This is a genomic window from Shewanella scandinavica, assembly GCF_031932065.1.
Lineage (GTDB): Bacteria > Pseudomonadota > Gammaproteobacteria > Enterobacterales > Shewanellaceae > Shewanella > Shewanella baltica.
Map to the genome: position 1 here is coordinate 39,540 of NZ_JAUOES010000016.1, position 14,469 is coordinate 54,008.

13 protein-coding genes and 2 tRNA genes are annotated in these 14,469 nt (G+C 46.4%); 1 reads left to right on the top strand and 14 read right to left on the bottom strand.

Going from position 1 to position 14,469, the window contains the following annotated elements:
• Window positions 1–123: 123 nt before the first annotated feature.
• From truB to rlmE, 13 genes are all read right to left on the bottom strand, one after another.
• The gene (gene truB, locus Q4Q50_RS14270) at window positions 124–1,089 is read right to left on the bottom strand and encodes a tRNA pseudouridine(55) synthase TruB (protein WP_311899858.1); all 966 of its coding nucleotides are present in this window, start codon (window positions 1,087–1,089) and stop codon (window positions 124–126) included.
• Window positions 1,089–1,547, bottom strand: coding sequence for a 30S ribosome-binding factor RbfA (gene rbfA / locus Q4Q50_RS14275; RefSeq protein WP_014620813.1), 459 nt, complete (start codon window positions 1,545–1,547; stop codon window positions 1,089–1,091). The genes truB and rbfA overlap by 1 nt, the downstream gene beginning before the upstream one ends.
• Before the next feature lie 57 nt (window positions 1,548–1,604).
• Complete coding sequence (gene infB, locus Q4Q50_RS14280) at window positions 1,605–4,244, bottom strand: translation initiation factor IF-2 (protein ID WP_311899861.1); 2,640 nt, start codon at window positions 4,242–4,244, stop codon at window positions 1,605–1,607.
• Window positions 4,245–4,269: 25 nt separating this feature from the next.
• Window positions 4,270–5,769 (bottom strand): transcription termination factor NusA, encoded by a 1,500-nt coding sequence (gene nusA / locus Q4Q50_RS14285; RefSeq protein ID WP_106651347.1) that lies wholly within the window; start codon window positions 5,767–5,769, stop codon window positions 4,270–4,272.
• A 29-nt stretch (window positions 5,770–5,798) separates the two neighbouring features.
• Window positions 5,799–6,254 (bottom strand): ribosome maturation factor RimP, encoded by a 456-nt coding sequence (gene rimP / locus Q4Q50_RS14290; protein WP_006082718.1) that lies wholly within the window; start codon window positions 6,252–6,254, stop codon window positions 5,799–5,801.
• 173 nt (window positions 6,255–6,427) lie between these two features.
• A tRNA-Met gene (locus tag Q4Q50_RS14295) sits at window positions 6,428–6,504 on the bottom strand.
• An 82-nt stretch (window positions 6,505–6,586) separates the two neighbouring features.
• Window positions 6,587–6,673: transfer RNA gene (locus Q4Q50_RS14300), tRNA-Leu, on the bottom strand.
• An 11-nt stretch (window positions 6,674–6,684) separates the two neighbouring features.
• Window positions 6,685–7,020, bottom strand: a complete 336-nt coding sequence (gene secG / locus Q4Q50_RS14305; RefSeq protein ID WP_006082719.1) for a preprotein translocase subunit SecG — start codon at window positions 7,018–7,020, stop codon at window positions 6,685–6,687.
• Window position 7,021: 1 nt separating this feature from the next.
• Window positions 7,022–7,804 (bottom strand): triose-phosphate isomerase, encoded by a 783-nt coding sequence (gene tpiA, locus Q4Q50_RS14310; RefSeq protein WP_006082720.1) that lies wholly within the window; start codon window positions 7,802–7,804, stop codon window positions 7,022–7,024.
• 194 nt (window positions 7,805–7,998) lie between these two features.
• Entirely contained in the window at window positions 7,999–9,336 is a 1,338-nt protein-coding gene (gene glmM / locus Q4Q50_RS14315) for a phosphoglucosamine mutase (protein ID WP_106651350.1), read from the bottom strand.
• A gap of 80 nt (window positions 9,337–9,416) precedes the next feature.
• The gene (gene folP / locus Q4Q50_RS14320) at window positions 9,417–10,250 is read right to left on the bottom strand and encodes a dihydropteroate synthase (RefSeq protein ID WP_311899863.1); all 834 of its coding nucleotides are present in this window, start codon (window positions 10,248–10,250) and stop codon (window positions 9,417–9,419) included.
• 209 nt (window positions 10,251–10,459) lie between these two features.
• Window positions 10,460–12,433: an ATP-dependent zinc metalloprotease FtsH gene (gene ftsH, locus Q4Q50_RS14325; protein WP_311899864.1), complete on the bottom strand. Its 1,974-nt coding sequence runs from the start codon at window positions 12,431–12,433 to the stop codon at window positions 10,460–10,462.
• Between the two features lie 29 nt (window positions 12,434–12,462).
• The gene (gene rlmE / locus Q4Q50_RS14330; RefSeq protein WP_311899866.1) at window positions 12,463–13,092 is read right to left on the bottom strand and encodes a 23S rRNA (uridine(2552)-2'-O)-methyltransferase RlmE; all 630 of its coding nucleotides are present in this window, start codon (window positions 13,090–13,092) and stop codon (window positions 12,463–12,465) included.
• Between the two features lie 90 nt (window positions 13,093–13,182).
• On the opposite strand from rlmE, the gene yhbY reads away from it, so the two are divergent.
• The gene (gene yhbY / locus Q4Q50_RS14335) at window positions 13,183–13,482 is read left to right on the top strand and encodes a ribosome assembly RNA-binding protein YhbY (RefSeq protein WP_006082725.1); all 300 of its coding nucleotides are present in this window, start codon (window positions 13,183–13,185) and stop codon (window positions 13,480–13,482) included.
• A gap of 83 nt (window positions 13,483–13,565) precedes the next feature.
• Here yhbY and secF read toward each other — a convergent pair whose 3' ends face one another.
• Window positions 13,566–14,468, bottom strand: a complete 903-nt coding sequence (secF, locus tag Q4Q50_RS14340; RefSeq protein WP_311899868.1) for a protein translocase subunit SecF — start codon at window positions 14,466–14,468, stop codon at window positions 13,566–13,568.
• Between the last annotated feature and the right edge of the window lies 1 nt (window position 14,469).

The window sequence follows — 14,469 nt, forward strand, 5'->3', positions numbered from 1 at the left end:
ATCTCTAGCCGATCACTAACTCAGCCAGAGGGCGCGCTATTCTACCCAGAAACCCACCCTAGCGCAATAAAAGGTGGAGACTAATCCATGAACAAATTAATTAATTTGTTCATGGATAGCAGACTAATGCGATTCTACAGGCTCGTCATGGATTACTATGAGTCGTTTCGGCGCGAGTAGGCCGTCTTCGTTCATAGTGCCAATCCCCACAAATCGGCGAATGTCACCTAAAGTGATACGCACCAGTTCATCGATTTTCAAGTCTGCATTAACGGGAACTCGAACAGCCTGACCTTGCATTAAGTAAGGGGCGATTGCATCTGGCACATTCACCTCAGGAAAATCGGCCACGGCCGTGTCCATAGGTAACAACAGCGGATCGAGTAAAACACTCGGATCTATCTGTTGTTCATGTGCTTGGGCAACAAGCGCTTCAAGTTGTTCTAAGGTAACCATTCTTTCATAGGGATATTGTGCAACTTGAGTGCGACGCAACATGATCACATGGGCGCCACATCCGAGCATTTCGCCGAGATCGTCTATGATAGTGCGAATATAAGTGCCCTTAGAACAATGAATGTCTAAGGTCAGCTCATCGCCTTCAAGACCGATGAAATTAAGCTCAAATACCGTAATAGGGCGAGATTCGCGCGGCACTTCAATGCCTTCACGGGCATATTTATACAGGGGCTGGCCCTGATATTTAAGCGCGGAATACATAGAAGGCACTTGCTGAGTCTCACCACGGAAGAAATCAAGCGCGGTTAATAACTGCGCTTCAGTAAAATCAATGGCGCGGGTTTGCACCACTTCGCCATCGGAATCACTGGTATCCGTTCGCTCGCCCAGCTTTGCGGTGACCAAATAACGTTTATCGGCATCTAACAGATGCTGGGAAAACTTAGTCCCTTCGCCTAAGCACACAGGTAACATACCTGTCGCTAACGGATCGAGTGCGCCCGTATGCCCTGCTTTGTTCGCATTAAAAAAGCGCTTTACCCTTTGCAATGCAAAGTTAGAACTCATGCCAGTGGATTTATCCAGCAGCACTATCCCATCAATAAAACGACCTTTTGGACGACGAGCCATTAATCTTTACCTTCCGTTTCATCTGCATCATCGGCAACATCATCACCTAAGACTTCATCTTCAACTGATGCGTCTTCGCTACCAAATTGCTGCTGCTTCGCTTTGTCTTGGTTGATCACTTGGCTAACTAAGTTAGACATGCGCATACCTTCAACGAGCGAGCTATCATAGATAAAACGCAGTTCAGGCATCACACGCAGCTTCATACGGCCCGCCACTAAAGTGCGGATATAAGGAGCGGCGCTGATCAAAGCGTTTAGCTTTTCTTGAACAACGGCTTTGTCTTCCTCAAAGAAAGTCACGAAAACTTTGGCATAGCTAAGGTCGCGTGAGACATCGACGTCATTCACGGTTACAAAGCCAATACGAGGATCTTTCATGTCGCGCTGTAGCACTTGAGCAAGTTCTTGCTGAAGCTGCTGAGCGATTCGACGAGTACGACTGAATTCTTTTGCCATAATATTTCTTACCATAGCTTAAATTGATAAGGGCGGCTAAAGCCGCCCTTATTATCGTTACAGAGTACGAGCAATCTCGACGGTTTCGAATACTTCGATTTGGTCGCCTACGCGAACATCGTTGTAGTTCTTAACGCCAATACCACATTCCATACCATTACGAACTTCAGCAACGTCGTCTTTAAAGCGACGTAGCGATTCAAGTTCACCTTCGTAGATAACAACGTTATCACGTAGTACGCGAATTGGTGCGCTACGCTTGATGGTACCTTCGGTAACCATACAGCCAGCAATTGCACCCAGCTTAGGTGATTTGAACACGTCACGAACTTCAGCCAGACCGATAATTTGTTGTTTGAATTCAGGAGACAGCATACCTGTCATCGCTGCACGAACTTCATCAATCAAATTATAGATAACGCTGTAGTAACGTAAATCAACACTTTCGCTGTCGATTGTCTTACGCGCTTGTGCATCGGCACGCACGTTAAAGCCAACCAGGATAGCGTTAGACGCTGCCGCTAAGGTTGCATCCGTTTCAGTAAGAGCACCCACACCGCGAGCGATGATGTTCACTTTCACTTCATCGGTAGACAGACCTGTTAACGAGTCAGTAATCGCTTCGAGTGAACCTTGTACGTCTGCTTTAAGAACGATGTTCAGTTCTTTCACTTCGCCTTCAGTCATGTTCGCGAACATGTTTTCTAGCTTAGATTTTTGCTGGCGTGCCAGTTTCACATCACGGAACTTGCCTTGACGATACAGGGCAACTTCACGCGCTTTACGCTCATCACGTACTACTGTAGCTTCATCACCTGCAGACGGAACGCCTGACAGACCCAGAATTTCAACAGGAATAGATGGACCCGCTTCAGTGATTGAACGACCGTTCTCGTCTTTCATTGCACGGATTTTACCGTACTCAAGACCACACAGAACGATATCACCTTGGCGTAACGTACCTTCTTGAACCAGAATAGTAGCAACTGGGCCGCGACCTTTGTCCAATTGTGATTCAATGACCACACCAGCAGCCATACCATCACGTACCGCTTTCAGTTCGAGAACTTCAGCCTGCAGTAAGATACCTTCTAACAGTTCGTCAACGCCTTCACCTGTCTTAGCTGAAACGAAGGCAAACATGTTGTCTCCACCCCAATCTTCAGACATAACACCGTGTTGTGACAATTCGCTCTTAACGCGATCGATATCCGCTTCCGGCTTATCCATCTTGTTCACAGCCACGATTAATGGCACGTTACCGGCTTTAGCATGTTGAATAGCTTCGATAGTTTGCGGCATTACACCGTCATCGGCAGCAACAACTAATACAACGATATCCGTTGCCTTGGCACCACGGGCACGCATTGCAGTAAACGCGGCGTGACCAGGAGTATCAAGGAAAGTGATCATGCCGTTTTCAGTTTCAACATGGTATGCACCGATATGCTGAGTAATACCACCGGCTTCGCCAGCAGCCACTTTAGCGCGGCGAATATAGTCGAGTAGTGACGTCTTACCGTGGTCAACGTGACCCATGATAGTCACAACTGGTGCACGAGATTCTAGCTTGATGCCATCTTCATCGTCACGGTCTTGCATCACTTGGTGCTCAAGTTCGTTTTCACGGATAAGCACAACTTTGTGACCCATTTCTTCAGCAACTAACTGGGCGGTCTCTTGATCTAACACTTGGTTGATCGTAACCATAGAACCCATTTTCATCATTTGCTTGATGATTTCAGTCGCTTTCACTGCCATTAAATGCGCAAGTTCAGAAACAGTCACAGTTTCACCGATACGCACATCACGGCTTACCGCTGCAACTGGCTTATTAAAGCCGTGCGCCATAGACTCAGGTGCAGTACTGCGGTTACGCATGTGTTTTTCACGGCCGTCACGGGCATCTTTGCCACCACGTTTTTTGGCGTTACTCTTGTTACGAGCACGACGTCCGCGTTTTTCTTCATCCAGATCAGAGGTATCTTCAGCAGCACGCGCTACTTTAGAGGTGGTGATGTGGTGATCGCCGTTTTTCTCAGCTTCTAAACGTTGACGTTCTTCTTCAGCCCAACGCTTAGAGTTTTCTTCTGCAAGTAAACGCGCTTTTTCAGCGGCTTTTGCAGCTTCTTCATCTTGCTTACGCTTAGTTGCCGCTTCTTGTGCCGCTTTTAAACGCTCAGCTTCTAAACGTGCCGCTTCAGCTTCTGGTGAAGTATCTTTGGTCACTTTCACTTCGGCTGCAGCTTTGGCTTTCGCCTTAGCTTCTGCATCCGCTTTTGCCTTCGCATCAGCTTCTGCTTTCGCTTTTGCCGCAGCAGCATCTGCTTCAGCCTTTGCTGTTGCCAAAGCTTCTGCTTCGGCCTTCGCTTCTTCTTCAGCCTTCAGAGTAGCCTCATTAGCATCACGCTTGACGAAAGTTCGTGTTTTACGAACTTCAACTTTAACATCTTTAGATTGACCACCATTACCGGCCACACTCAGGGTCGATACGGTTTTACGCTGCAACGTCATTTTCGTTGGCGCATTTTCGCCACCGTGCTGCTTTTTCAGATAATCCAGTAACTGCTGCTTTTCAGCTTCAGTCACGTTATCAGCTTGGCCTTTCTTAATTCCAGCCTGAGAGAATTGCTCAATCAGACGTTCAACACTTTTACCCACTTCCGTGGCCAATTTCTCTACGGTAGTATCTGCCATCAGTTAAATCCCCCTGTTGATCGACTTATGCTTCTTCGCCAAACCAACAGATATTGCGGGCTGCCATGATGAGCTCACCTGCTTTTTCTTCTGTCAATTCTTCAATTTCGATCAAATCATCAATGCCTTGTTCAGCCAAGTCTTCAAGAGTCACAATACCTTTGCTAGCGAAAACATAGGCTAAGTGTCTTTCAACACCTTCAAGTGCTAGCAACTCTTCACTTGGCTCCACACCATCCAGTGCTTCTTCAGTAGCGAGAGCTCGAGTTGAGATCGCCGCTTTTGCACGTTCACGTAAGGCTTCAACGAGATCTTCGTCAAAACCGTCAATCGCCAATAGTTCAGACACAGGCACATAGGCAACTTCTTCGAGCGACGTAAAGCCCTCGTCCGCCAGTACTTGTGCAAAATCTTCATCGACATCCAGTGAGTTAACGAATAAATCAACCACCTTGGCACTTTCTGCCTGGTGTTTCTTATTCATATCGTCCACTGTCATAACGTTCAGAACCCAACCTGTCAGCTGTGTTGCTAAACGTACGTTCTGGCCATTACGTCCAATGGCTTGTGCCAAACTATCTGCTTCAACAGCGATATCCATTGAATGGTTATCTTCGTCAACTATGATAGAGGCCACATCGGCTGGCGCCATGGCATTGATCACGTATTGTGCTGGATTATCATCCCACAACACGATATCAACACGTTCGCCACCCAGTTCATTCGACACAGCTTGTACACGTGCACCACGCATACCCACACACGCACCGATAGGATCGATACGACGGTCATTTGACTTAACGGCGATTTTAGCGCGCGCGCCTGGATCACGGGCTGCGCCCATAATCTCAATCAGTTCATCAGCAATTTCAGGTACTTCTACACGGAAAAGCTCGATTAGCATTTCAGGTTTAGTACGGCTTAAAAATAACTGTGCGCCGCGAGCTTCTGGACGTACTGAGTACAGTAATGCACGTACGCGGTCGCCTGGGCGGAAAGATTCACGTGAAATTAAATCTTCACGGAACAACACGCCGTCAGCGTTATTACCTAAGTCAACCACTACGCTTTCGCGAGTTGCTTTTTTGACTATACCAGTGATTAACTCACCTTCTTGGTCTTGGAACTGTTCAACCACTTGAGCACGTTCAGCTTCACGTACTTTCTGTACGATCACTTGCTTAGCGGTTTGAGTGGTAATACGGTCAAACACCACTGACTCGATATCGTCTTCGATAAACTCGCCAGGTTGGATATCTGGATTTTCGTATCGTGCCGCTTCTAACGTGATTTCGCGGTAAGGATTTTCTAACGCGGCACCGTTGTCATCAACCACCATCCAACGACGGAAAGTATCATAACCACCGGTTTTACGGTCGATAGCAACACGAACGTCAATATCACCTTCGTATTTTTTCTTGGTTGCTGTGGCCAGAGCAATCTCTAGCGCTTCAAAAATTTTCTCGCGTGGAACGGCCTTTTCATTTGAAACCGCCTCAGCGACTAGCAGAATCTCTTTATTCATCTCGTCTTGCCTCGTTCACCTTGAAACCATCAAAACTTAGCGATTAAGTTGCCTTTGCGGATATTATCCAATGCGACAACTAACTCTTTACCATTCACTTTCAGCGAGAGCATTTGCCCGTCGACCGCAGTGATGGCGCCTTTTAAATTACGACTGCCGTCAACCGGCATAGTCAATTGAAGCTTTACATCCTCGCCCACATAGCCCGCATACTGCTCGGCAGTAAATAAGGGTCTATCAACACCTGGCGAAGAAACCTCTAGGGTATATTCTGTAGAAATAGGATCTTCAACATCGAGTACAGCACTGACTTGGCGACTTGCATTGGCACAATCTTCAATATTGATACCATTCTCACCATCAATGAACACTCGCAGTGTGGAATGCTTACCCGCTTGAACATATTCAATGCCCCATAGCTGAAAGCCTAATGCTTCCACAGGTACTTTGAGCATTTCTGCCAGTCTGAATTCTAACGTTGCCAAGATTGACCCCCGAAAAAACAAAAAAGGGCTTAATAGCCCTAGTACAACGCCACATACGAAGCATGCGACAAATTTAAAAGTCCCAGATAACAAAAAACCCCGTAATCACGAGGTCATTAATTTCAAGAACCTGTAAACCATAACGAATTCAAACACTATTCGTTACTAGGAGCTGGTTGCGGGGGCCGGATTTGAACCGACGACCTTCGGGTTATGAGCCCGACGAGCTACCATGCTGCTCCACCCCGCGTCAACTGTGTGCAAGTATATTGACTATCGTCATTTCTTGCAATAACTAAGAGAGAACTTATCTCGTCTATCTTAGTTATATTTGGTGCCGAGAGCGGGACTTGAACCCGCACGACCGTTAGGTCACAGCCACCTCAAGGCTGCGCGTCTACCAATTTCGCCACCTCGGCGACACCTTTTACTAGTCAGGAATTTTCGTTTCTGACTTTTGGGTTCCTTGCTCAACAGGTTGGGTGACCTGTTCAGTGTCTGAACCTAAATTTTTCCATGAATCTTCATTTTTTGCGTGGTTTGCACTTAAGTTGCCAATCAGCAGACTTAGAGTGAAAAACGCAATGGCAAGAATCGCAGTAGTGCGTGTCAGGAAGTTACCTGAACCGCTTGAACCAAACAGAGTACCTGATGCACCGGCGCCAAAAGAGGCCCCCATGTCAGCTCCCTTACCTTGCTGAATTAATACTAGGCCAATCAGACCTAATGCAACCAACAAGTAAATAACTACTAGAACTTCATACATATTATGCGCTCATCGCTATGGTACATAGACTTAAAAACTCGCTAGAGTTTAAGCTAGCACCGCCAATCAGTCCACCATCAACATCAGGTTGGGCAAATAAATCTGCAGCATTACTCGGTGTGACACTACCACCGTAGAGAATCCTGATATTTTCTCCGATAAACGGAGATACTTCAGAGAGGCGTTTGCGAATAAACGCATGAACTTCTTGTGCCTGCTCTGGTGTAGCGCTTTTACCTGTTCCTACAGCCCAAAGTGGCTCGTAGGCGATAATGGCGTTATCAAAAGCCATAGTTCCATTTTTCTGGATCACTATGTCCAACTCTTCAGCAATCACCTCAAAGGTACGTCTTGCTTCACGCGCTGGACCCGACTCACCCACACATAAAATTGGAGTTAAGCCATGCTTTTGTGCAGCGGCGAACTTCTCCGCTACTATATTACTCGTCTCTCCGTACATACGGCGACGTTCTGAATGCCCGATAATAACATATCGACATCCTGAATCTTTGAGCATCTGACCTGAAACTTCTCCGGTATAAGCGCCAAAGTCATGTTGACTTAGGTTTTGTGCGCCCATCCTAACAAGTGAACCGTCTAACGCTTCCTTGTTTGCTTCTAGCAGTTGCCTGACGCTCTCTAGATAGATAGAAGGCGGGCATAAAACCACTTCAGCTGAATCATTTTGGAGCTTAGAGGCAAATTTCTTGAACAACTCTTGGGCTAATGCCGCACTGCCGTTCATCTTCCAATTGCCAGCTACCATAGGACGTCTGAGTGCCATCACTGTCTCCTCTGAAAGCGGCGTGAATAATAGCGAACCACTTATTAAGTTACAATAGCTAAATTCGAATTTTTTCAGATATCAGGTTGGAGTGCTTGTTTTTTAGACTCAAAAGCTGATTTCTGTTCATTTGTGCAGCTAACACCTTAATTTTAAATTGGTATCAGCCGCACTCATTATTAAATAGGCAAAGATTAGCTTGCCGATTTTACCGCATCCGCAATCAAATTTGCGTGCGCCAATACTGTACTATGATCGTCACCTTCTACCATGACACGGATCAAAGGTTCAGTACCTGACTTACGTAATAGCACTCGACCACGAACACCAAGCTCTGACTCAACCTGTGCCTGTGCCGCTTTTACTTTATCTGATTGAAGCGGGTCATGCTCGCCCTCAAAGCGCACATTGACTAATACCTGTGGCAACATTTCCATCGCAGAAGTCAGTTGTTCTAGCGTGGCATTTTGGCGGCGCATGGCCGCTAACACTAAAATCCCAGCGACAATACCATCACCGGTTGTGCCGTGGTCAAGATTAAGGATATGCCCAGAGTTTTCACCGCCGATGCGCCAATCGAGTTCTTTCAGTAATTCCATCACATAGCGGTCACCCACTTTTGAACGCGCAAAGGGAATATCTAAGGCTTGCAAAGCTAAATCAAGCCCAAGATTTGACATTAACGTACCAACTACACCACCGCGTAATACGCCGCGGGATTTCGCATCACAGGCCAAAATATATAAAATCTGGTCGCCGTCAATGACTTCGCCTTTACTATTGACCATCATAATACGATCGCCATCGCCGTCGAGCGCAATACCTAAATCGGCACTTTCGGCGAGCACAGTTTCACAAATCTTCCCCATGGACGTAGCGCCCACTTTGTCATTGATGTTAACCCCATTAGGTTTATCACCAATGGCAATCACCTCGGCGCCTAACTCACGGAACACAGCTGGTGCTATGTGATAGGTTGCACCATGGGCACAATCGACCACAATTTTTAACCCAGTTAACGTGTGTTCTGCGGGGAAATTACCTTTGCAATACTCGATATAACGACCACGAGCATCTTCAATGCGCGACACTTTGCCAAGCAGATGTGATTCAACGCAAACGAGGGGCTTTTCAAGTTCGGCTTCGATTTCTAGCTCTAAGTTATCGTCTAATTTACTGCCGTCGGTCGAGAAAAACTTAATGCCGTTATCGTAGTAAGGATTGTGCGAGGCGCTGATCACCACCCCAGCTTCTGCGCGAAACGTACGTGTTAAATAGGCGACTGCGGGCGTGGGCATGGGTCCCATTAACATCACATTAAGACCAGCAGCAGAAAGACCCGCTTCTAATGCCGATTCGAACATATAACCTGAAATACGGGTATCTTTACCTATGATCACCTTTTTGGTACCACTGCGGGACAATACACGACCCGCTGCCCAACCTAATTTTAGCGCAAGCTCAGGTGTCATTTGACCTGAACCGACCTTTCCCCGAATACCGTCAGTTCCAAAAAATTTACGTTCTTTCATATCGCCCCACAAACTCAAATGTGTCCCAATAATTTGGGATCATAATATTAATTAAATGCTTAACGAGAGCATAACGATGCTTAAAAATACGCTTGTGTCGCTTGTAACACCTTGAGCATATCCACAGTTTCAGCAATATCATGCACGCGAATGATATGAGCCCCCTTTTGGGCCGCTATCATTGCACCAGCAAGGCTTCCAGCAAGACGATCTGAGGTCGGTTTTGCTAAGAGGTTCCCTATCATGCTCTTACGGGACAATCCTATCAATAAGGGCAAATCAAACTTGGCAAAAGAATCGAGTTTTGCCAGTAATTCATAGTTATGTTCTAAGCTTTTGCCAAAACCAAAGCCAGGATCAAGTATAAGTAATTCACGGGGGATCCCAGCTTGTAAGCAAGCGTTAACCCGCTCGGTCAAAAAGGTAGACACTTCTTCAATAACATCATAATACGTCGGCGAAGACTGCATATTCTTCGGCTCGCCCTGCATATGCATTAAACAGATAGGAACGTGCAACTCCACGGCGGCTTGGAGCGCACCGGGTTCCATCAAAGCACGGACATCATTAATTAGGTGTGCACCCGCGGCAACGGCTTGACGCATCACTTCAGCTTTACTGGTATCGACCGAAATCCACACATCATGGTGCGTCGCCACATATTTTACTAACGGGATCACCCGCGCAAGTTCATCGGCTAGGCTCACCTCGGCGGCGCCGGGCCTTGTCGACTCTCCACCAATATCAATCATCCCCGCGCCTTGAGCCACCATGTCATCGGCATGCTGACAGGCAAGTTCATAGGAAGAATATTGACCACCGTCGGAAAAGGAATCGGGAGTGACATTCAGAATGCCCATCACTATGGGCGAAGATAACGCGAGGCGTTTAGTGCCAGCAATCAGTTCAAACACGCATTTACTCCAGTAATACGAACACTTACGATTTTACCTATAGGCATAACTTGCGTCATCAGTTTTAGCCTTCACTTTCTATCCAAGGTAATGATGTCTGAGAATAAATATCAGTAATGGCAAAGTGGATAAATGACAGCGCAGTCAAATTGCTAACAAGATAAAACAAGAAAACCCCTTTACGGGGTTTTCTTTTATTTCACAATAAATTACTTAGCAGGTGATTCATCAGGCTCTTTCAAGTCTGGTTCAGCAGACGCTGTAGTCACAGTATCTTCAGCTTTCTCAGCTGGTTCACCATGACCGCTACCTTTGTCGTTAGAACCATGGTCATCCACTTGCCAATCGGCAGGTTGACGCACTTCACGACGCTTCATTAAATCGTCAATTTGAAGTGAATCAATGGTTTCATACTTCATTAAGGCTTCTTTCATCGAGTGCAGAATATCGAGGTTATCCGTCAATATCTGCCTCGCTCTCGCGTAGTTCTTGTCGATAAAGACTTTCACTTCAGCGTCGATGATAGTTGCAGTTTCATCGGACATGGCTTTGGCTTTACCCATACTGCGACCTAAGAACACTTCACCGTCTTCTTCGGCATACAATAATGGACCTAGCTTGTCCGAGAAGCCCCACTGAGTCACCATGTTACGCGCAATAGAGGTCGCGTATTTGATGTCCTGTGATGCACCAGTCGACACTTTTTCGCTGCCGTAAATAAGCTCTTCTGCTAAACGACCGCCGTATGCGACTGAAATTTGGCTTTCTAACTTACGACGGCTCTGACTCACTGAGTCAGCTTCGGGTAAGAAGAAAGTGACACCCAGCGCACGGCCGCGAGGAATGATAGTGACCTTGTGCACAGGATCGTGCTCTGGTACTAAACAACCTACAATTGCATGGCCCGCTTCGTGGTATGCAGTCATTTCTTTTTCAGCTTCAGACATCACCATAGAACGGCGCTCAGCACCCATCATGATTTTATCTTTAGCACGCTCAAATTCTTCCATGCCCACAACTCGGCGATTTCCACGAGCCGCAAACAGGGCCGCTTCGTTCACTAAGTTAGCTAAGTCAGCACCAGAGAAACCTGGTGTACCACGGGCAATTACACTCGCTTTCACATCTTCAGAAAGCGGCACTTTACGCATATGCACTTTCAAAATCTGCTCACGACCACGCACGTCTGGTAAGCCAACGACCACTTGACGGTCAAAACGACCTGGACGCAGCAGTGCAGAATCGAGTACGTCTGGACGGTTAGTTGCCGCGATAACGATAACGCCTTCATTACCTTCGAAGCCGTCCATCTCAACCAGCATTTGGTTCAGTGTTTGCTCACGTTCGTCATGACCACCACCTAAACCCGCGCCGCGTTGACGACCGACCGCATCGATTTCATCGATAAAGATGATACAAGGTGCAGACTTTTTCGCTTGTTCGAACATGTCACGCACACGGGATGCACCAACACCAACGAACATTTCAACGAAATCAGAACCCGAGATAGTGAAGAAAGGTACTTTAGATTCACCCGCAATGGCTTTCGCCAGCAAGGTTTTACCTGTACCTGGAGGACCCACCATCAGTACGCCCGTTGGAATACGGCCGCCCAATTTTTGGAATTTAGTTGGGTCACGCAGATAATCAACTAACTCTTTGACTTCTTCTTTTGCTTCGTCACAACCAGCAACATCGGCAAACGTGGTTTTAATTTGATCTTCGCTCATCAGCTTGGCTTTGCTCTTACCAAAGGACATAGCGCCTTTGCCACCGCCGCCTTGCATCTGGCGCATGAAGAAAATCCATACCCCGATAAGCAATAACATAGGGAACCAAGAAATGAAGATTTGGGTTAGGAACCCTGATTCTTCGGCTTCTTGGCCCTTCATAGTGATGCCTTTACGATCAAGATCATTAATTAAATCTTGGTCATATAACGGCATGATAGTCGTGAACTTTTCACCCGTTCGTTTAGCACCCTCGATAGTACGTTGATCGCTTTTCACTTCAACAGTTGCGACCTGCCCATCACGGACATTATCTAAGAAGGTAGAATAATCCATCTTCTGCGATGACGAAGAAGAGGGGGAGTAACCCTGAAACACTGACATCAGCACAACGGCGATGACAACCCAGAGTATTAGATTTTTTGCCATGTCACTCAAATTACTAGACCTCATTAAGTCTTGCGATTATTAACGCTAGGTTACTACAACTTGTACCCAGTCGCCACAAGATAGACTTCACGGGAACGCGCCCGCGAAGAGTCCGGTTTACGTGTTTTAACTACTTTGAACGCCTCTTTTACCGCTTTCATGTATTCGTCAAAGCCCTCCCCCTGAAAGACTTTTACCGCAAAACAGCCGTTAGGTGCCAAAACTTGATGACACATATCTAACGCCAATTCCACTAAATACATGGCGCGCGGCTGGTCTACACCATCTGAACCACTCATGTTGGGCGCCATGTCAGACAACACAACGTCAACCTTAGCGTCACCGACTCGGGTAAGCAATGCTTGAAGGACTTTATCTTCACGAAAATCCCCTTGCAAAAAGTCTACCCCGACGATGGGATCCATAGGCAAAATGTCACAGGCGATGACCTTACCTTTTTCTCCGGCTAATTTAACCGCCACTTGAGACCAGCCTCCCGGCGCAGCCCCTAAGTCAACCACAGTCATGCCTGGGCGGATAAGTTGATCCTTTTGCTGGATCTCCTCAAGCTTAAACGCAGCGCGAGATCGCAATCCCATTTTTTGTGCGAGTTTGACATAATGATCATCAAAGTGTTCTAGCATCCATCGATTGGAACTGGCCGTACGTTTTTTACCTGACATTTAAAATCCGCAACAATTGAGAGTTACACAAAGGCTATATAAGGGTAGAATAGCCGTTTTTCAACAGTAACTCAGCAAAAGTTGGTAGAAATGAACTTAACAACCAAACAAAAACAGCATTTAAAAGGTCTAGCGCATCCGCTAAAGCCAGTGGTGCTGCTTGGTGCCAATGGATTGACTGAAGGTGTACTCGCTGAAATTGAAAGCGCACTCGCTTATCATGAATTGATTAAAGTGAAAGTAGCCTCTGCCGACAGAGAGCTAAAAAATGCCATCGTTGATGCCATAGTACGTGAAACTCAATCCGCAAAAGTGCAACTTATTGGTCATATTCTGGTGATTTATCGTCAATCACCAGAAATGAAAATTGCTTTGCCAAAGGCAAAATAATTTTTCTTGATTTTTATTGTGTTAACAAAGAGGCCACTCAATTGAGTGGCCTCTTTGTTTTTGCTACGAATGAAAATAAAGCACTAAGGCGTATCAGAAATCACTTGTTCCTTATAATACTCAGGCGTTAAACCTAAAAACTCAGGCAGTGAGGTGCCAACAGAAATCGATGAGAATGTACCGGTTAAAATACCGATAAACATAGCAATCGAGAATCCTTCCAACGGCCCACCACCCATGATCCACAGCGCACCAACCGTCATTAAAGTTGTCCCGGAGGTCACCATAGTGCGGGAAAACGTCGCCACAATTGCTTGGTTATTAATCTCTTGAATCGAAAGCTTAGGTTTTGCAATCAATAACTCACGAATGCGGTCAGCAATAATGATCGAATCATTTAACGAATAACCTAAAATCGCCAGCACAGCCGCCAGTACCGTTAAATTAAACTCCATCTGCGTCAGCGCGAAAAAAGCCAGTACGAATACAACATCGTGTATCAGCGCAAACAAAGCGCCCGATGCGAGTCGCCACTCGAAGCGATAACTTAAATAGCCTAAAATACACAGCATAGCGACTAACAACGCTAACCCGCCCTGCTCCGCCAGTTCTTGACCAATCTGCGGCCCTACAACGCTGCTGTTAAGGACTTGCACTTCAGAGTTAAGTGGCGCTAATGCCTGCTGAATGTCGACATTGCTTTTCTCCGTATCAGCACTCTTTATATCACCATAGCGCAGTACCCAACGCCCCGGCTCACTGGCCGAGATCACAGAGACTTCCTGCTGATAGGCAGCATTAAGCAAAGGTTGTAACTCACTGCTGGTGATTTTTCTATCGAGCTGAACTTCAGTCACCACACCACCGGTAAAGTCTAATCCCCAGTTAAACCCCTTTACACCTATAATCGCTAATGACGTTATCATCAAAAAAATTGAGATAGCACTGGAGACATAACGCCATTTTGTTAGATTGATATTTTTCATG